The organism is Shewanella canadensis, from assembly GCF_003966225.1.
Taxonomy (GTDB): Bacteria; Pseudomonadota; Gammaproteobacteria; order Enterobacterales; family Shewanellaceae; genus Shewanella; species Shewanella canadensis.
Map to the genome: position 1 here is coordinate 137174 of NZ_RXNU01000001.1, position 18480 is coordinate 155653.

Here is an 18480-nt window from a genome sequence, read left to right on the forward strand (position 1 = left end):
GCTACTCTTATCTATAGACGGAGAGATCCAATGACAAGAATAATCAAAATCGCACTGTTTTCATTTTTATTGATAAGCGTCCAGTTGCTTGGCGCTAGCCATGCTCATGCTCAAATTACCCATGTGAGTATTAACCAACAACTGTTCGGTTTAGGTGACTACCCTAAGTTAAGGGTAAACATTGTCTCAGGGCATGAAAATCTCGATAAGATGCAGTTTATTGTTCGCCAAACCAGCGGCGATGAGCGTTTAATGGTTAAACCCATCAATAACTTTATGTTGCTCCTGACGGGAGTCGACGATGTGGTCGATCCTTCAGCGCAGTTAATCGTCAAGGAGTATAGGGTGAATCAGTGGCAGCTGGTTAAAACCTTTCCCCTGTTCAGTGATGAGCAAATTGCAAAAGGATTTAGTGCTAAAACTCAACCTAAGCCTAAGGCAAAGCAGAAGCAGGTTAAGCAAAAAACTGAAATTAAATCAGATGTTGCTGCTAGTACTAATAGTACTCAAAATGCAAAACCAGCCTCGGCCGCCTTGCTCGCAGCACAGACAAGTAACAGCTCTACTGTCGTGGATTTAACGCAAGCTAATTGCGTGCTCGATTACGATGGCAATCAGACTCTGTGGCGAATAGGCACTCAATATAGCCAAGAGTGGGAGATGGGTACTTATGGTGCCATGCTTGCTATCTTCGAGGCCAATCCTAGGGCCTTCAATAAGGGCGAAATTAGTGGTCTGAGAGCCGATGTTACCTTGCTCTGTCCATCTGTGCCGCTCAAAGAAAAGTACAGTGATAATCAGACGGCAAAAAGAATCTACGAAAAGTTATAAGTCTCATCTCGAGGGAGGAGAGGAGCTCTCTGGAGGCGCAAGAGATTATTACAACGGTGATCTATTCGGTGCCTCCTTTTTGTTGAATCTTTGCCCTGTTTTTATCTTGTATCTCTTTTCCATATCCTGTAGTATCTCGCGCCTAATATTTTATTAACTTCATGTGGTGTCCGACTTCGGGTTGGGAGAGCGACATGGCCTTCAACTTAGAGGTAATCCCAATGAAAGCAGATATCCATCCAGCATATGCAGAAATCACTGCAACTTGTACTTGTGGTAACGTAATTAAAGTAAATTCAACTGCAGGTAAGTCACTGCACTTGGACGTATGTGGTGCATGTCACCCATTCTACACTGGTACACAGAAAATTGTGGACACTGGTGGACGTATCGACAAGTTCAACAAGCGCTTCGGTGCTCTTGGTAAGAAGTAACTTTTACTTTAAAAGTATTTCTACAATGAATTTTGAAAAGGCGCCTTTATGGCGCCTTTTTTGTTATTCTCATTTTAAGGTTAAATTATTATCCAAAGTAGATGTTTAAAAGCAATTTCACTGAATATCTAACCTAGCCACAAGGAGGACACATGAATACATTTCAATTGCCGTCTTCCCCGAAGTTACTGACTAATCTGTTTTTTCTGACCCTTGCCCTAACTATTCCACCGACGACTCAAGCTGCGCAGGCAAAGATAACTCACCAAGAGGGCCAAGTGCTAAATGACGGGGTGACGTCCGCATTATGTGCTCCCACGCATTATGATGAGCAGGTTGAGCTTAAATACGTTAATGATGGCGATACCATCACCCTGAAAGATGGGCGTCTGGTACGGCTGATTGGCGTCGATTCGCCGGAGATCGATTTTAAATCGCCTGGACAGTCAGAAGCATACGCAAATGAAGCGCGACACTTTTTGCAGAAATACCTCAAATCTGGTCAGATATTAAACTTGTCCTTCGATCAAAAGAGGCTTGATCCCTATGGCCGCACTTTGGCCTATGTTTATACTGAAAATGGCGAGCATCTTCAGGAGCTTCTATTAAGCCAAGGTTTCGCTAAGACTCGGGTTTATCAGAATGATTATTTTTGGAAGTGTTTAAACCAGGTCGAGTTAACTGCCAGAGATAAGAAGCTGGGGTTATGGTCACATCCTGACTATCGCGCCAAAACGGTTGACGAGTTAGGCAGGAGCGATCGTAATCGATGGGGTGAGGTCAAAGGGGTCGTTACCGGATATGAAAGAAAAGGCCAATATTTGTGGCTCATTTTAGATGAAAAGTTCTATGTTGGTATACCTAGAGCTAAATCTGGTAAATTTAGCAACATTTTGAACCTTAACCTGCTTGAAAGCCCAGTAATTGTCCGTGGTTCGTTGTATTATTCCTACAAAAAATGGCAGTTGATCAGCAGTCATCCTTCGCAGATAAGTTTACAAAACAGACCTTAGAGTGATGTTTACTAACTTCTGCTGAATTTTCCTAATCTTATGTTTAAAAAGTGTCTCATTTCGAGTATCTTAGCCCAATCAGTCCCCTTCATCTTTTAATGCCTAAAGAGTCGGGAGATTGCAGACCTCTATGAAAAGTTAACTCGTCGCATTTTCAGGATTATAAAAATGTCAGATCTTCGTCAACAAGCCCTCGATTATCATGAATTCCCAGTACCAGGTAAAACCGCTGTTTGCCTGACTAAACCAGCAGAAACCAGTATGGATCTCGCGCTTGCGTACAGCCCGGGTGTTGCAGAGCCTGTACGTGAAATCGCTGCTAATCCTGATGATGCTTATCGTTATACGGCGAAGGGCAATACGGTAGCGGTTATCTCAAATGGTACCGCCATTTTGGGGTTGGGCAATTTGGGGCCATTAGCTTCTAAGCCGGTTATGGAAGGCAAGGCATTGCTATTTAAGCATTTTGCTAATATTGATGCGACTGACATCGAAGTTAAACATCGTACAGCCGAAGAGTTTATCAATACCGTTGAAGCTATTGCCGATACATTTGGTGGTATTAACCTTGAAGATATCAAGGCCCCTGAGTGTTTCGAAATTGAGAAGGCTTTGATTGAGCGTTGCAATGTACCTGTGTTCCACGATGATCAACACGGTACGGCCATCGTTACCGCGGCGGGTATGATCAACGCGCTTGAGATCCAGGGGAAAGAGATAGATAAGGCGATCTTTGTCTGTATGGGCGCCGGGGCTGCGGCTATCGCGTGTATGACAATGCTGGTTAAGTGTGGCGTGCAGCGTGAAAATGTCTATATGCTTGATAGGAAAGGGGTTATTCACACTCGTCGTGAAGATATCAATGAGTATAAGGCGTTGTTTGCCAACAATACTGATAAGCGTACCCTGCAAGAAGTCATTAAAGGCGCCGATGCGTTCTTAGGCCTGTCGGGCCCGGATGTGCTTGCTGCCGAAGATGTTGCTTTAATGGCGGACAAACCGGTTATCTTTGCTTGTTCAAATCCTGATCCTGAGATTAGACCCGAGATCGCACATGATGTGCGTAAAGACTTGATCATGGGCACAGGTCGTAGCGATTACCCTAACCAAGTCAACAATGTGCTCTGTTTCCCATTCATTTTCCGTGGCGCTTTAGATGTTAGAGCTTCGACAATTAACGATGAGATGAAGATTGCAGCGGTCAATGCCATTGCGGCACTTGCCAGAGAAGAAGTTCCGGCTTCGGTCTTGGCGGCTTATCCGGATGTCAGTGAATTAAGCTTTGGTCCCGACTATGTGATTCCTAAACCAATGGATCCACGTTTGCTGTCTAATGTGGCCAAAGCTGTGGCCCAGGCTGCTATCGATTCGGGTGTCGCTGCCATCGAAACTTTGCCGGATAATTACATGCTTTAATTTTTCCGATTGAGATTGAAAGGGGCCTTTATGGCCCCTTTTTGTTTTTGTATTGAGTGGTAATTCCAACCGGTATAACTAACGGAGAATACAGCCGATTTTAGTTTCTTGGTGGCAATATCCCTTAAAGCCATCCAGAGGTGAAATATGCTTGATACATAATTATCGTTGTGAAGAGTGAGATTTGTTTGTATTGTGGGATTTTAGGCGTTAACTAAAAGTTAACACTTGCTTAGGTCTTATACCAATCAGTATAAAGGTGTGGTCACTCAGCGAGAATTTAGCGCTTGTGAGGCAAGGCAACGAGTGAGGAACATAGTTATTCTACGTTTAAGCTCGTTAACGCCGTATCGCAAGTGCTAAAACTCGCCTTTCAGGAGTGTTTTTGGCTGCCTACTTCTGTGTTGAATGAGTTCAAAAGGGATCACCATTCCCTCACTCTTTCGCCTTGAATTATGTAGCCAAAAATAACTCTGAGTTGGCCACTTTCTTATACCGATTGGTATTATGGCCACCTGAATCCAGATTTCTGACATTAATAATAATAAATTCTGCGGGAAAGCGGATAATGAAATTAACACAAATTTTAACCAGAAAACTCACGGGGTTTTGGCTACTGTCTCTTGCCGCAGTGGCTTTTATATTCCTGCTTACCGCCTTGGTCAGTTTTGCACAGCTGACCTATAAGTTTCAGCAACAGAAAGTGTCTGAGCTTGAGTCTATGCTTGTGCACCATTACGAGCACGACAGTAACAGAGCTCTATCCTCTTGGCTTCCTTCTATTTTGACTGCCTATAAGGCATCAAAATTCCAACTGCTGGAAAATGGTCAACCTATCTATGAGTATCAAACTGATGATGCTGGTAAAGGCCATGTTACCTACGAGAGCGTGCTGCTCAAAGAGCGGCATCTTAAACTCTCCATGACTCTTCCACAGCCGTTTCAAATGTATGATTTGAGTTGGTATGAACTCCTTATCCTGTCTGGCGGCATCATATCAGTGGCGTTTTTTGTTCGATTTGGACATCAATGGTTGTCAGTTCAGCTTGTGGGGATCGAAGATCTGGCGGCTCGAAGTAAGCTTATTTTAAACAATGAATATGAGCAGGCGCTCGCCGAGAAAGGGCATGGTAAGCCCAGGATGATTAACCGAGCCTTGACTCATATGCTGCTCGAACTCGATGATGCCCAAAAGCAGCGGGCGAGGTTCGATCAATTTATTCGTTCAAATACGTTTCTCGATCCTGAAACCGGAATTGGTAACCGATTGTTCTTGAAGAATCGCTTAGACGCATTAAGTAATGATCGTGGAATGATGGCTCCCGGAGTGATGTTTCTGCTTGAGATGGAAGATCTCGATCTCTTGCAGCAAGAGTTAGCCGACGAATCGATAGAGGCTCTGCTGCTACAGACCATCAATGATATTAATCAGATATTAGATACTCAGGCTAACAGTATATTTGCCCGACGTTCATATAATCAGTTCGCCATCGTTGTGCCACAGATCTCCTTGAAAGACACTGAGAAATTAGCGGTTAAACTGCTTAAGGTGTGTTTGAATCAGGCGCTACCGGCAACACGAAATAGTGATGATTTCTACCATATCGGTGTCGCTTATTTTAAGGTCGGTGAGAGTAAAGAGCAGTTGCTGGATGAGTCTGAACGGGCACTGAGAGCGGCTCAGTTTCAAGGAACCAGCGGTTGGTTTATGTATGATAAAGGCGCCGTAGACGAAGAGTTTGCTAAGGGGTCTGTTCGTTGGCGAAGCTTCCTCGAATATGCCCTGGTTAATCGGCGGCTGGTCGTTTTTTCTCAGCCTGTGGTTGATAGTGATATGGAGACGCATCATCTCGAAATTTCGAGTCGTATCCGTGATAATCAAGACAACCTAATCAGGGCGACCCTCTATATTCCTATGGCGATTAAGTGTGGTCTAACGCCTCAGTTTGAGAGGCAAGTTATTGAGACTGTGCTGTTTGATCTGCTCAGTGACCGCAGCGATACCACCACAAGATACAGTGTGAATTTGAGTCTGGATACCTTGTTAAGCCGCGCCTTTATCCGCTGGCTTAAAACCACCTTGCTGGAATATCGTCACCTTACCTCCAGACTGATATTCGAGGTCAATGAAGATATCGTCGTTCATCATAGAGAGCAGCTAAAAGATCGTCTGGATATGATCAGAAAGATGGGGGCAAGCCTCTGTGTTGACAGGGTAGGGCAAGAGGTGGTGAGCACTCAATATATCAAAGAGTGTCATTTTGATCTGATTAAACTTCATCGTTCAATCGTTCGACAGATTCATTTAAGGCAGGAAAATCAATTATTCGTCCGTAGTTTGATCGGAGGGTTATACCGCACCGATGTTCAGGTTTTTGCCGATGGCATCGAATCATTTGAGGAGTGGCAAACCTTGAAGATTTTGGGGGTAAGCGCGGGGCAAGGGAGTATCTTCAGCGACCCTATTGAAGAGGTCTAGTTTGATTCCAAATCTGACGACTGTGCCCATAAAGCTGCATTAAATTAGCGTAAATCGGACTGTTATTTTGGTTCTATTTACGTTGCTATCAGGTTTGCTGCATGTGCATGGCTTGTGATCTCCCAATAACAAGCCTACCTTAAACCTATACAGCAGTTAATCTGTCTGTGTTTTATCTATAAAATTATAAGATTAGTCGCTACAATGAGCGTAATAAAATTGACGCTCGCCGTGTATGTTTAATACAAGGGGAGCTACTTGTGTAGGCAATCAGTTGCAATTGTTTCCGGACTCTATCAACTTAAGATACACATCAGGTAAGTGAGTAAAGGGATTATAGGCATTCTTTAATGGGAAAGAGTCTTTTTAGCCGATTGGCTTTCTGGCAGAAATCTAATTCAAAAATCAAAATAGGCATCTATGTCTGTCCTGATAAGCTTGTTGTTTATCGAGCCGTTGATGACTCCGAAAATACGGATGAGCATAAAGACACCTATGAATTTGCATTCGATGGCAACGATTGGTCAGGGACCTTTGCACTGATAGCAAAGCAATTTTCGCCTGCCCAGATTCAGATAACCTTGTGCTCCTCTTTTTATCAGCTTCTATTAGTTGATAAGCCCAATGTCGAATCTGAAGAGATGACCCAGGCCTTGCTCTGGTCTGTTAAAGATATGGTGAGCCAGCCTGTCACCGATATTCATCTGGATTACTTCGAGCCTCCATTACCGGGTCATGCCAAATTAAATGTTGTTGTTGTCGAAAAGGCGGGTTTGAGCGCCTTAGTGTTAGCGGCAAAAGATCACGATATGGAAGTCGTGGGAATTAATATTGAAGAGATGGCTGTGACCAACCTATTCACCGAAGAGGCTCAGGCGAGACTGGTATTGAGTCATACTTCCGGTCAGGAGTTGCTGCTGACTGTGGTAAAGCAGGGTGAGTTATTTATGCAGCGTCGAGTGAGGGGGTTTAATCAGCTCGACAGTGTGAGTGCCGAGGACCTTGCATTTGGCCTGGCCGATAACCTAAGCCTGGAGCTACAGCGATCCATGGATTATTTTGAGAGCCAATTGCGTCAGGCTCCCGTGGCATCGATCGAGTTATTGATCAATGGCCATGTCGGAAAGCTTGCCGAGTTGGTTAGCGCTAACTTTAACCAAAAGGTTAATACGATTGAAGTCGACTCTGTTGAGGCGAAGATGGCGGCCTTGGCCCTGGATGAGTTTACGCGAGATGAGTCGGCAGAAAGAGGGATTAATTCATGACGATGAAGACCAGAGTTAACCTCTTTTCTGCGTCACTTTTCCCACCTGAACTGAGGTTATCATTCAATCATCTTACTCTGGTATTGTTGGTGTTGGTTGGCCTGTTCACCATCGCCTGTGGGGGAAGTTATGCGTTAGTTTCGGCTCTGGAAACCGACAAAGCTGAGCTGAGCATGCAAAAACGTAATCTGGACAGTCAGAAGCAAAATCTTGAGACCGCGTTGGCTAATCGAGCACCGGATTCAGCACTTGTCGATGAAGTGGATCTCCTGTCTCAACAGGTGGAGCTCAAACGTATGCTGCTCGGAGAGTTGAGCCAAAGAGAAGCATTGACCAGTCATGGCTATTCGCTTCTGATGAAAGATCTCGCTCGAGTTGCCAATAGCAATATTTGGCTCAGTAGAATTAAGGTCGATAATAATAGCTTTATTTTCGAAGGTTTTAGCTCTGCGCCTCACAGCGTACCACTTTGGGTCGAACGCCTTAAATTAACCGACACGCTCAAGGGGCACGCATTTGCTTCGATGACGATGAGCCGTGGAGAAGGCAAGCCATTAGCATTTACCTTGACCAGTAAAGCGGGCGATAGTGTGGAGAGTAATCAATGAAGCAGAGATGGCAAGCCTTAGGTGAGCGCTTCGATCTGTTGAGTCAACGTGAAAGGGTGATGGTGGCAACGGCTGCTGTCGTTGTAATAGGTATGCTTTGCTACCTGCCGCTCGAGTCTCTCTTACTGAAATATAACGCCCTGTCTAAACAGATAACGGCGATCACTGCCGAAAATAAAATATCGCTGCAACAGATCGAGTTATATGAGCAACGCTTAGCTCAAGATCCCAATGATGAGTACAATAACCGCCTTCAGGTTCTCAAGCAGCAAAGTGCAGATCTCGACGATCAGCTGTCATTTCAGATGGTCGATATGATCCCTGCGGATCATATGCCTACCCTGTTGAGTCAGTTATTAGGCAAGGTGACAGGTATAAAATTGCAGGAGTTTACGTCTATTGCACCGACTCCGCTCCTGGCTCTCGATGATGAGAAGAAAACGAATCTATATAGCCATGGTATCCGTCTCACATTAGAGGGAGATTATTTCTCATTGCTAAAGTTTATAGAGGCCGTTGAAAGTATGCCGAATAAGCTTTACTGGAAACAGATGGATTACAAGGTTGAAGAGTATCCCGGCGCCAATGTCGTTTTGGAACTTTACACCATAAGCGTCAATAAGGACTTCATCAGTGTTGCAAATTAAGGCGAGCTCACTCTTTTCAGTATTAGTGTCACTGTCACTGCTGGTGCTACTGAGTAGCACCATCCATGCTGAAACATTACGTGACCCGACACGGCCGGGCAGAGGCGCAGTCATCACAGACGCCAGAGTGTCTGGCCATGCCAGCGCTTTGGTACTCAATAGCGTATTGAAGGGGGAAACCTCATCTCATGCTGTGATCAACAATAAGATCTTTGTCTTAGGTGATAGGGTGCAGGGTGTGAAAATAGTTAGAATAGACACAAGTTCGGTGTCTTTGGCCGATGGACGTAAATTGAAAATGTACCAAGCAATAACAGAGACAAAGGGAAATAAATTCAAATGAGAGCGATTAACATTATTACGCCTCTGATAGCGCTTTTGTTGGCAGCCTGCCAAACAACAGACAGGCCACAGCCGGTAGAATCGAAGCAAGTTTTGTCTGATTCGGTACAAGCTGAGCAGAACAAAACCACGACACCACCTCCTGCTGTCATGCCCCATGCCATTCAAAAAGAGTTGGCATCGAAATCGCTACTCAGTGGTTTGTCTCCGGTGGTGAGAGCGGAACGTCGTTTCGATGTATCGGCTAATGATGTCGATGCAAAGGTCTTTTTCCCAAGTTTGGTGCAAGGAACTCCCTTGAGTGTTGCCGTTCACCCAGGCGTGTCCGGGACAATTTCACTCTCGTTGAAGGGGGTCACGCTCAGTGAGGCGCTTCAGGTAGTGGAAGATATCTATGGCTATGAAGTCAGCCGTGAAGGCAGGATCTTACGCATTTTCCCATCGGGCATGCGCACCGAAACATTTCCGCTAAACTACCTGTATATGGAACGCCAGGGACTGTCGTTGACCTCGGTTAACTCGGGTCGTATATCCGATAGTAACGACTCCAATTCGAGTGGCAGCAACAATAGCAATAACAATAACAGCAACAGCAACAGCAACAGTAACTCCTCGAATAATAACTCCGACTCGAACGGCAGCAATAGTAGTAATGATACGACCAACGGCACATTCATTCGCTCTACGACAAAGACTGATTTTTGGGGAGAGTTAGAGAAGACTCTGGTCTCTATTGTGGGCAGCACTGGCGGCGGACGTCAGGTGGTGGTAACGCCGCAAGCTGGTTTAGTGACGGTTCGTGGGTATCCTAACGAATTAAGGCAAGTTCGTACTTTTTTACAAACGGCTGAAACTCATCTTCAGCGTCAGGTCATCCTGGAAGCGAAGATTTTAGAGGTGACGCTTTCCGATGGTTATCAGCAGGGGATCCAATGGGATAACGTTCTCGGTCATGTGGGCAATACCGATATCACCTTCGGCACCAGTAAGAACAGCGAAGGGATGGGTGACTTAATTACCAATGCCATCGGCGGTGTGACCTCGTTAAACATCAAGGGTTCAAACTTCAATACCATGATCAGCCTGCTCGATACTCAGGGTGATGTCGATGTGCTTTCGAGTCCCAGGGTAACGGCTTCCAATAACCAAAAAGCGGTGATTAAAGTCGGTACAGATGAGTATTTCGTGACTGATGTGTCATCGACAACCGTTGCCGGTACCACCCCGGTGACGACACCTGAGGTTGAATTAACGCCATTTTTCTCGGGGATTGCACTCGATGTGACCCCACAAATTGATGGCGAAGGTAATATTTTATTGCATATCCACCCTTCGGTTATCGATATCAAAGAGCAGACTAAGGTGATTAAAATATCGGGCAGCTCTCTTGAGCTACCTTTGGCTCAGAGTGATATTCGAGAATCTGACACTGTGATTAAAGCCAAAACCGGTGATGTGGTAGTTATCGGCGGTCTGATGAAGAGTGAGAACATAGAGGTTGTATCTAAGGTACCGCTACTTGGTGATATTCCACTTCTCGGCGAACTGTTCACCAACAAGTCCAAGTCACTTAAGAAGACGGAACTTGTTATCTTACTTAAGCCAACCGTTGTCGGTGCCGATACCTGGAAAAAAGAGTTACAAAAATCCAAGGCACTATTGGATCGCTGGTATCCGGAAGAAGATGAAAACGGACAAGGGCAGTAAGTTTTGTATCTGCAACACTTCGGGCTGGCGGAAACCCCGTTTTCGCTGACGCCCAATACCGAATTTTTCTTCGGATTAGCGCCTCATGTTGAGGCGTTACAGGTTCTTCAGACTGCACTGCAAACCGGTGAAGGCTTCATTAAAGTTACCGGTGAGGTGGGGACGGGTAAAACCCTCATCTGTCGAAAGTTAATCAATGACCTTCCCAAACGATTTCATTGTGCCTATCTGCCCAACCCCTATCTTTCTCCTGCCGAACTTAGGTGGGCTGTGGCCCTCGAATTGGGGCTTAAATATTCTGCCGATATCGACCAGATGCAACTTACCGGGCTGATACAACAACAGTTACTGGCTCTGTGTGCCCATGGTCACTCTATCGTATTAGTACTCGATGAGGCGCAAGCCCTGCCCGATGAGAGCCTCGAGGCACTGCGTCTATTTACCAATTTGGAAACTGAGAGCCGCAAGCTATTGCAGGTAGTGCTGTTTGCGCAGCCTGAGTTAGATCAGAGGCTGAGCTTGCACAATTTTCGACAACTAAGACAAAGAATTACCTTTAGTTACTGTCTGAGGGCCTTGACCTTAGATGAAGCCGAAGCCTATGTGCATCACCGCTTGAAAGTTGCCGGAAGGGTGGGTAAGCCCTTGTTTACCCATAGGGACACACGCCTGCTGGCCAAGGCATCTAAAGGGATCCCCAGATTGATTAATATTTTGGCTCATAAGGCACTGCTGCTCAGCTTCGGAGAAGGGTCACACCAGGTTGAATATCGACACGTGAAGGCTGCAATTATAGATACAGAGGATACGAAACTGGGTTTTCAAACTAACTGGTTATGGTTTATGGGATTTGGCATGATGTCAATGTTAGCGGGTGCTGGCCTTCACCTGTTTTATGGAGGCGTATCATGAGCGTGATCAATACCATGCTTAAAGATTTAGATAAGCGCCAACAGTCTCACGAACTTGAGAATTTACATGTGGCGCCGGTGCAATATCAAAGTGTCACGCCTTCAAAGCTTCCATGGATATTATTGGGCCTCGTCACCTTGGTCTTAGTGTCAGGTATCGTTTTTAGTTGGGATCGATTAACCGCTAAGGTGTCTGACGATACCGAGATACTCTCAGTCGATAAGCAGGCTGCTGCTACTCCTGTTACTGATAACACGCTTGTTGATAACAAGGTTGCTGAAAACACGGCAACTGAAAATAAGCCCGGCACTATAGATGAGCCTAGGCTTACGCCAATGGCTGCACCTTCTATTAGTGCTGAAAACCGGGCGTCATCTGAGGATAAGCTGGATTCAATTGAGCCCGATATTGACGCTGGTGTTACTGTCAACAGTGAGCAACCACTGACAAAAGAGACCTCCACTTCCGAACAAGCGTCTCGGCCTGAGGCTGAGAGTGGCTCGAAAGCAGAATTTGTAGCCAGACCGATCACCAAAGAACAACAAGCGGCAGTCGTTAAAGAAGCGCTTACAGTCATAGTCAGTAAAAAGCAAAGCGAGACTGCGGCGCCTTTATCTCAAGCAGTTAAAGTCGAAGCACCAGTGGCTCGAACAAGCAATAATGGTTCAATGGCCGTGACTGAGGTGAAGCTGTCAGATGAACAGTTAGCGCAGAAGAGGCTCACGTTGGCGACCGAGGCGGAGCAACTGGGAGAGCAAAATGATGCCATTGTTTATTATATCGAAGCTCTCACACTCAACCCCAAACTACATCAGGCAAGAAAGCAGCTTGCCGCGCTATATTATGGTAAAGCTAGGCTAGATCTTGCCACCGATCTCTTAAGGCAAGGGAGCAGCCAGTTTCCTTTAGAGTTTGATTATCTCTTGTTACTCGCACGCGTTCAGCAGGCATCGGGTAATCAGGCACAAGCCTTATCTATCCTTAGTCAGATACCCGATACTAGCTTGTTGGCAAGGCAGAAGTGGGTCGAGCAGAGTAGTCTGGCGCAAGAGGTCAGTAATTTTGTATTAGCCGAACAGGGTTATCGAAACTTGCTCGGTGTGGAGGCCAATCAGGCCAGATGGTGGATGGGATTAGCCTACTCACTGGATGCACAGGCAAAGTATAGCGCCGCTAAGGATGCCTACAAACAGGCTGTCTTATACAAATCGGTGCCTCGAAAGGGCTTGTCGGTTCAGGCATTGGAATATATTGAAAACAGATTGGCGCAGTTAGGAGAGATTGAGTGAAACCAAAGTTAAAGATGCGTCTGGGTGATCTCCTCGTTCAGGAGCAGATCATCAGCGAGCCTCAGTTAATGGAGGCTCTGAGTGAGCAGCGGAGCACCGGCAAGAAGCTGGGACGTACCCTGATCGATCTCAACAGTATCTCCGAAGAGCAGCTACTCAGGTTTCTGTCTCAACAGCTGCACATCCCTTTTATCGATATCAGTAAGAGACCTATTCCTCCGGAGGTTGTCAACCTGTTACCCGAGGTTCAGGCGCGTCGTTTCCGTGCGCTCGTCGTAGAAGATAATGGCGATAGCGTCTTGGTGGTCATGAGCGATCCAGCCGATCTTCAGGCGATGGATAATCTTGAAGTACTGCTCACACCTAAAAGGTTAGAGATCGCGGTCGTGACCGAGAGTCAGTTGCTCGATGCCTTCGATAATATCTATCGCAGAACCGATGAAATTGCTCAAATTGCCGGAAAGCTCGAAGAGGAATATGCCGCCGATGATCAATTCGATCTCGCGAGCTTAACTGACAGCGACAGCGATAACGAGACCACCGTTGTTAGATTGCTACAGTCGATATTCGAAGATGCGGTGCAGATGCGTGCATCGGACATTCATATCGAACCCGGTGACAAGGTGTTGCGCATCAGACAGCGTATCGATGGTCAGCTGCACGAAAATATTCTGCCAGAGGCGAGTATCGCCGCGGCCTTAGTGTTAAGGCTAAAATTGATGGCTGGTCTGGATATCTCTGAGAAGCGTTTGCCGCAGGATGGCCGGTTCCATATGGAGATTAAAGGCCATCAGATAGATGTACGTATGTCGACTATGCCTATCTACCATGGTGAGTCGGTGGTGATGCGTCTGCTGGATCAATCCGCAGGCTTGTTGACCTTGAACGAAACCGGTATGCCACCCGAGATCCTGGAAAGGGTGCGCAAGCAGATTAAACGTCCCCATGGCATGTTACTGGTAACCGGACCAACGGGTAGCGGTAAAACTACCACCTTGTATGGTGTGTTGAGTGAGCTCAACACCGCAGATCGTAAAATTATCACGGTCGAAGATCCGGTGGAATATCAACTCCCCAGAATTAACCAGGTACAAGTTAACCATAAGATTGGCCTAGACTTCTCTAATGTACTAAGAACGACCTTGCGCCAGGATCCGGATATTATCATGGTCGGTGAGATGCGTGACCAAGAGACCGTAGAGATCGGACTGCGAGGCGCCTTGACGGGTCACTTCGTACTGTCGACCCTGCACACCAACGATGCGGTGACCAGTGCACTGCGTTTGCTGGATATGGGGGCGGCGAGTTATCTGGTTGCCAGTGCATTGAGGGTGATTATTGCCCAGCGTTTGGTGAGGCGAGTATGCCAAAACTGCGCCAGAGAGTATGAACTGACGGCTCAGGACAGGGCGTGGCTCAATAGCACCAGCCAGCAAGATTTTTCTCAGGCTAAATTCAGAATTGGATCGGGCTGTCAAAGTTGTAACGGCAGTGGTTACCGGGGACGAATTGGTATATTTGAGATCCTCGAGCTCGATGAGGCGATGATCGATGCCATGCGTACGGGCAATCCGCAGGATTTTGCTCGCGCCGCATACTTAAGCCCTAACTTTACTCCGTTGGCCGTGTCAGCCTTTAAGTATTTAGCCGAAGGTATGACTACCATAGAAGAGGTGGCCAAACTGGTAGAGGATGTCAATGAAACCGAGTCTCCTCTGTCTATAAGGCAGCAGCAAGGCACTGAGCTTTAATGGATGAACCCCGTTAGAGGCACAACGGATTTATGATTATAGAACCAGTGACTGTGAGTAACAGAGAGTAATTGAACATGGTAAAAGCTAATGGCTACCTATAAATATCGTGGTCGGGATGCACAGGGACAGCAGGTGACCGGAATGGTCGATGCCGCCTCAGAAAGTGCGGCTGCCGATCAGTTGATGTCTCGCGCAGTGATCCCATTAGAGCTCAATGAGGCTAAAGAGAAGCGAGAGTTTTCTCTGGCTTCACTGTTCAAAGGCAAAGTGTCACTCGATGAGCTGCAGATCTTCTCCAGACAGATGTATTCCCTGACCCGATCGGGGATCCCGATCCTCAGAGCGATTGCAGGCCTTTCAGAAACGACACATTCACAACGAATGCGGGATGCTTTGAATGATATCTCAGAGCAGCTCACCTCGGGACGTCCATTGTCATCGGCGATGAATCATCACCCCGATGTATTCGATGCGCTTTTTGTCTCTATGGTCCATGTCGGTGAGAATACAGGTAAACTGGAAGATGCCTTTATTCAACTGTCGGGTTATATCGAGCGTGAGCAGGAGACGCGCCGACGAATCAAGGCGGCGATGCGTTATCCCATCTTCGTACTCATTGCCATCGCTCTGGCCATGGTGATCCTCAATATTATGGTGATCCCCAAATTTGCCGAGATGTTTTCCCGCTTCGGCGCCGATCTTCCCTGGGCGACCAAGGTGCTTATCGGCACATCCAACCTGTTTGTTAACTATTGGCCCGCCATGCTCGTGGGTCTCATCGGTACCTTTATCGGTATTCGTTACTGGCACAGCACTGAGAAAGGGGAGAAACAGTGGGACAAATGGAAGCTGCATATTCCGGCTGTGGGTAGCATTATCGAGCGTTCGACCCTGTCACGCTATTGCCGAAGCTTCTCCATGATGCTGAGCGCCGGCGTGCCCATGACTCAGGCACTCAGCTTGGTCGCAGATGCAGTCGATAATGCCTATATGCATGACCGAATCGTGGGTATGCGCCGTGGTATCGAGTCGGGTGATTCGATGCTCAGAGTCTCTAATCAGAGCAAATTGTTCACCCCCTTGGTATTGCAGATGGTTGCCGTGGGTGAAGAGACTGGACAGATAGATCAGTTGCTCAACGATGCTGCCGATTTCTATGAAGGGGAGGTCGATTACGATCTGAAAAACCTCACCGCCAAGCTGGAACCTATCTTGATCGGATTTGTGGCAGGGATCGTGCTTATATTAGCATTGGGTATCTATTTACCTATGTGGGATATGCTCAACGTTGTCAAAGGCGGCAGCTAGTTATGCTATACCTAGATAAGGGAGGCTGCTAGCCATGCAGAGCCAACAGCAAGCCGACGGTGAGTTGCTGCAGATGTTTGGCAAGGTGATTGCTATCGTTTTGCTTCTCACATTGCTTAGTATATTAGGGTTTCGCTATTTTGCCTCTGTAGACAAAATAAGTGCCCAGGGGCTGCGAGTCGATCACACCAAGATGCTTAACGTGCTTGCCATGGTTAAGGCCCAGTGGCTGGCCAAGGGCCGGCCATCTGAGATGAGATTGGAGTGGGATACTTCAGGTTTTCAAGAGCGAGAACCGTTCGAAGCAGCAGGGCAAAATCTTGTGAAAATGAGCCATGGTGGCTGGCCTCTGCCCGATGTAGCCGATTCTGTGGGCTGTAAGCAGCTTTGGCGTCAATTGTTAGGGCGTGGGCCTGTTGAGCAACAGGTTGTAACACAACTCAACTCTGAGGGAGATGTTTGTAGTTACATTGCTAATAATTCAGAACGATTAAGTTATCAGCTAACAACCGGGCGCGTTATTTTTTTGACGGAAGAGTAAATATAGCAAATTCATGGGTTTCTAAAATTTGGTGAACTGATAGAATTGTAAAATTAGACATGGGGTGATATATGCGGGTAAAAGATCGAATGCAGAGTAGAACAAATCTGAAACAGCAAGGTTTCTCGTTAATTGAACTTGTGATTGTGATTGTTATTTTAGGCTTATTAGCTGCCACCGCAATTCCACGCTTTCTCAATGTTACCGATGATGCCGAAAATGCAAGCATTGAAGGTGTTACTGGTGGCCTGGCCACGGCTGTTGGTTTCGTTCGTGCCCAGTGGGAAGTTGATGGTCGAAATAACAATACAGTTATTTTAGATGGTACTAGTGTCTCTCTAGATACACGTTTTGGTTTCCCAACCGGAACCGGCGCAAATGGCACCGATGTCACCGCGATGAATGACAATCGTTGTCAGCAAGTATTTAATTCTGTATTGCAGAGTGCTCCACGAAATGTTCAATTTACTGATGATGCCCGTAACCAACGTTACACTGTGAGAATGCTTGCAGGTGTAGGTGGAACGGCAACAGATTTAAATGGCCAGACAGTGACTGGCATCGATCTCTGTGTATACCATCAGGTAGCTTCATTAGTATTAGACTCTGATACAGGTGTTCCAACACCGACTCCAGATCTAAATGTGGGTAAGGGAATCACTTACAACCCTGGCACAGGTACAGTCGTTAGTTTTACCAACTAAATGATTTCATGCTGCATAGCAGTCTGAAATAGTTTTTGAATTAAGCTAGCTATTTGAAGTAGACAGTTATTTGAAGTAGATAGTCACTGAAGTTAAACGCTATTAAAGTAAATAGTAATAGAAATTATTACTGAACTTGTAAACAGAAAGGTCAAGACTGTGAAAAAACAAAATGGTTTTACACTAATCGAATTAGTGGTCGTTATCATCATATTAGGTATCTTAGCCGTCACGGCAGCACCTAAGTTTATCAACCTGCAGAGCGATGCACGTGAGTCGACATTAGAAGGGTTGAAGGCTTCTCTACAGGGGGCAAACACTCTGGTTTACTCGAAGGCGGCAATCCAAGGGCTTGAGTCTAAAGAGACTGGCATTGTTATTCTTGATAAGAAAGGTGACACTGATCCATCTAACGATGTGAAAGTTAACTCTGTATACGGATACTTAAAGAATGCCAGCGCAGATTTAGTGTTTGCATTGGATATTGATACTACATCGACAAAGCCTGAGTGGACTATTGTTGATGCACCTAAGGTTAAAACAACGATAAAGGATGCGATTATTATTCATCCTGGTGATAAAACACCCTCTGATACTGCAAAGTGTTGGGTTGAATACAAGAACCCTGCAGCACAAGGTGCCGCGCCTCAATACAAAGTAGAAGCATCTGGTTGCTAATAGGAAGTTAAAATGAAAAAGCAAAATGGTTTTACCCTGATCGAGTTAGTGGTCGTTATCATCATATTGGGTATCCTGGCCGTAACTGCCGCACCTAAGTTTATCAACCTTCAGTCAGATGCAAGAGCATCTACTGTTTCAGGATTGGAAGCGGCGATAAAAGGAGCGGACAGTTTAGTTCACTCAAAGTCTTTGATTGCTGGTAATGAAACTACAGCAGCTAAAGAAACTGATGGGCCTACCGTTAAAGTTGGTTCGGGTGCTACGACGGCCTTAAATACAGTGGCCTTAAATTATGGTCATGCTACGGCAGTATGGACAGGTAGCTTGGCAAATATGTTAGATATCAATGCCGCAGCATCAGGCACTACAGCTGAGTGGTTATACGTGGAAGATGGCGATACTAAGAGCATCTATTTTTACCCTCAAGGCCAAATTAGTCCTAAAGCTGATACTGCTGGCACATGTTATGTGCAGTATGTTAATGCATTGGCTGCCTATGGCCCAATAACAGTCAATAAAGTAGTGACTGGCTGTTAGAGATTATAATAG

18 protein-coding genes are annotated in these 18480 nt (G+C 46.1%); all 18 read left to right on the top strand.

Annotated elements, in window-relative coordinates; all coding sequences use genetic code 11:
* The first annotated feature begins 30 nt into the window (after positions 1-30).
* The 18 genes from EKG38_RS00585 (at position 31) to EKG38_RS00675 (ending at position 18468) form a co-directional block, all read left to right on the top strand.
* The gene (locus EKG38_RS00585; protein WP_126517708.1) at positions 31-831 is read left to right on the top strand and encodes a LysM peptidoglycan-binding domain-containing protein; all 801 of its coding nucleotides are present in this window, start codon (positions 31-33) and stop codon (positions 829-831) included.
* 221 nt (positions 832-1052) lie between these two features.
* Complete coding sequence (rpmE, locus tag EKG38_RS00590; protein ID WP_126517709.1) at positions 1053-1265, top strand: 50S ribosomal protein L31; 213 nt, start codon at positions 1053-1055, stop codon at positions 1263-1265.
* Between the two features lie 152 nt (positions 1266-1417).
* Positions 1418-2278: a thermonuclease family protein gene (locus EKG38_RS00595; RefSeq protein ID WP_126517711.1), complete on the top strand. Its 861-nt coding sequence runs from the start codon at positions 1418-1420 to the stop codon at positions 2276-2278.
* 168 nt (positions 2279-2446) lie between these two features.
* Entirely contained in the window at positions 2447-3694 is a 1248-nt protein-coding gene (locus tag EKG38_RS00600; RefSeq protein ID WP_126517713.1) for a malic enzyme-like NAD(P)-binding protein, read from the top strand.
* Between the two features lie 568 nt (positions 3695-4262).
* Entirely contained in the window at positions 4263-6173 is a 1911-nt protein-coding gene (gene csrD, locus EKG38_RS00610) for an RNase E specificity factor CsrD (protein WP_126518716.1), read from the top strand.
* A gap of 350 nt (positions 6174-6523) precedes the next feature.
* On the top strand, positions 6524-7438 hold the full coding sequence (locus tag EKG38_RS00615; protein WP_126517715.1) for an MSHA biogenesis protein MshI: 915 nt from the start codon (positions 6524-6526) through the stop codon (positions 7436-7438).
* Positions 7435-8046: a PilN domain-containing protein gene (locus EKG38_RS00620; RefSeq protein ID WP_185826741.1), complete on the top strand. Its 612-nt coding sequence runs from the start codon at positions 7435-7437 to the stop codon at positions 8044-8046. The genes EKG38_RS00615 and EKG38_RS00620 overlap by 4 nt, the downstream gene beginning before the upstream one ends.
* The gene (locus EKG38_RS00625; RefSeq protein WP_126517717.1) at positions 8043-8693 is read left to right on the top strand and encodes a type IV pilus inner membrane component PilO; all 651 of its coding nucleotides are present in this window, start codon (positions 8043-8045) and stop codon (positions 8691-8693) included. Before EKG38_RS00620 ends, EKG38_RS00625 begins: the two co-directional genes overlap by 4 nt.
* Positions 8680-9036: an MSHA biogenesis protein MshK gene (locus EKG38_RS00630; RefSeq protein WP_126517718.1), complete on the top strand. Its 357-nt coding sequence runs from the start codon at positions 8680-8682 to the stop codon at positions 9034-9036. Before EKG38_RS00625 ends, EKG38_RS00630 begins: the two co-directional genes overlap by 14 nt.
* Positions 9033-10742: a pilus (MSHA type) biogenesis protein MshL gene (mshL, locus tag EKG38_RS00635; protein WP_126517720.1), complete on the top strand. Its 1710-nt coding sequence runs from the start codon at positions 9033-9035 to the stop codon at positions 10740-10742. Before EKG38_RS00630 ends, mshL begins: the two co-directional genes overlap by 4 nt.
* A 3-nt stretch (positions 10743-10745) precedes the next feature.
* Positions 10746-11654 carry an ExeA family protein gene (locus EKG38_RS00640; RefSeq protein WP_126517722.1) on the top strand — a complete coding sequence of 303 codons (909 nt, stop codon included), beginning with the start codon at positions 10746-10748 and terminating at the stop codon, positions 11652-11654.
* Positions 11651-12943, top strand: coding sequence for a tetratricopeptide repeat protein (locus EKG38_RS00645; RefSeq protein ID WP_126517724.1), 1293 nt, complete (start codon positions 11651-11653; stop codon positions 12941-12943). The genes EKG38_RS00640 and EKG38_RS00645 overlap by 4 nt, the downstream gene beginning before the upstream one ends.
* Positions 12940-14694 (top strand): GspE/PulE family protein, encoded by a 1755-nt coding sequence (locus EKG38_RS00650; RefSeq protein ID WP_126517726.1) that lies wholly within the window; start codon positions 12940-12942, stop codon positions 14692-14694. Before EKG38_RS00645 ends, EKG38_RS00650 begins: the two co-directional genes overlap by 4 nt.
* A 90-nt stretch (positions 14695-14784) precedes the next feature.
* Complete coding sequence (locus EKG38_RS00655; protein WP_126517728.1) at positions 14785-16005, top strand: type II secretion system F family protein; 1221 nt, start codon at positions 14785-14787, stop codon at positions 16003-16005.
* Between the two features lie 34 nt (positions 16006-16039).
* Positions 16040-16546: a hypothetical protein gene (locus EKG38_RS00660; RefSeq protein ID WP_126517730.1), complete on the top strand. Its 507-nt coding sequence runs from the start codon at positions 16040-16042 to the stop codon at positions 16544-16546.
* Positions 16547-16635: 89 nt separating this feature from the next.
* On the top strand, positions 16636-17250 hold the full coding sequence (locus tag EKG38_RS00665; RefSeq protein ID WP_126517732.1) for a type IV pilin protein: 615 nt from the start codon (positions 16636-16638) through the stop codon (positions 17248-17250).
* A gap of 159 nt (positions 17251-17409) precedes the next feature.
* The gene (locus EKG38_RS00670; protein WP_126517734.1) at positions 17410-17928 is read left to right on the top strand and encodes a type II secretion system protein; all 519 of its coding nucleotides are present in this window, start codon (positions 17410-17412) and stop codon (positions 17926-17928) included.
* Positions 17929-17940: 12 nt separating this feature from the next.
* A complete protein-coding gene (locus EKG38_RS00675) occupies positions 17941-18468 on the top strand; it encodes a type II secretion system protein (RefSeq protein WP_126517736.1) in 528 nt (175 codons plus the stop codon).
* Positions 18469-18480 lie beyond the last annotated feature (12 nt).

Excerpts from the sequence above, each read along its gene's own strand:
- EKG38_RS00625 (WP_126517717.1), top strand. The coding sequence starts at position 8,043 with ATGAAGCAGAGATGGCAAGCCTTAGGTGAGCGCTTCGATCTGTTGAGT.
- EKG38_RS00675 (WP_126517736.1), top strand. The coding sequence starts at position 17,941 with ATGAAAAAGCAAAATGGTTTTACCCTGATCGAGTTAGTGGTCGTTATC.
- EKG38_RS00600 (WP_126517713.1), top strand. The coding sequence starts at position 2,447 with ATGTCAGATCTTCGTCAACAAGCCCTCGATTATCATGAATTCCCAGTA.
- EKG38_RS00585 (WP_126517708.1), top strand. The coding sequence starts at position 31 with ATGACAAGAATAATCAAAATCGCACTGTTTTCATTTTTATTGATAAGC.
- EKG38_RS00620 (WP_185826741.1), top strand. The coding sequence starts at position 7,435 with ATGACGATGAAGACCAGAGTTAACCTCTTTTCTGCGTCACTTTTCCCA.
- EKG38_RS00615 (WP_126517715.1), top strand. The coding sequence starts at position 6,524 with ATGGGAAAGAGTCTTTTTAGCCGATTGGCTTTCTGGCAGAAATCTAAT.
- EKG38_RS00655 (WP_126517728.1), top strand. The coding sequence starts at position 14,785 with ATGGCTACCTATAAATATCGTGGTCGGGATGCACAGGGACAGCAGGTG.
- EKG38_RS00645 (WP_126517724.1), top strand. The coding sequence starts at position 11,651 with ATGAGCGTGATCAATACCATGCTTAAAGATTTAGATAAGCGCCAACAG.
- rpmE (WP_126517709.1), top strand. The coding sequence starts at position 1,053 with ATGAAAGCAGATATCCATCCAGCATATGCAGAAATCACTGCAACTTGT.
- csrD (WP_126518716.1), top strand. The coding sequence starts at position 4,263 with ATGAAATTAACACAAATTTTAACCAGAAAACTCACGGGGTTTTGGCTA.
- EKG38_RS00665 (WP_126517732.1), top strand. The coding sequence starts at position 16,636 with ATGCAGAGTAGAACAAATCTGAAACAGCAAGGTTTCTCGTTAATTGAA.
- EKG38_RS00660 (WP_126517730.1), top strand. The coding sequence starts at position 16,040 with ATGCAGAGCCAACAGCAAGCCGACGGTGAGTTGCTGCAGATGTTTGGC.
- EKG38_RS00595 (WP_126517711.1), top strand. The coding sequence starts at position 1,418 with ATGAATACATTTCAATTGCCGTCTTCCCCGAAGTTACTGACTAATCTG.
- mshL (WP_126517720.1), top strand. The coding sequence starts at position 9,033 with ATGAGAGCGATTAACATTATTACGCCTCTGATAGCGCTTTTGTTGGCA.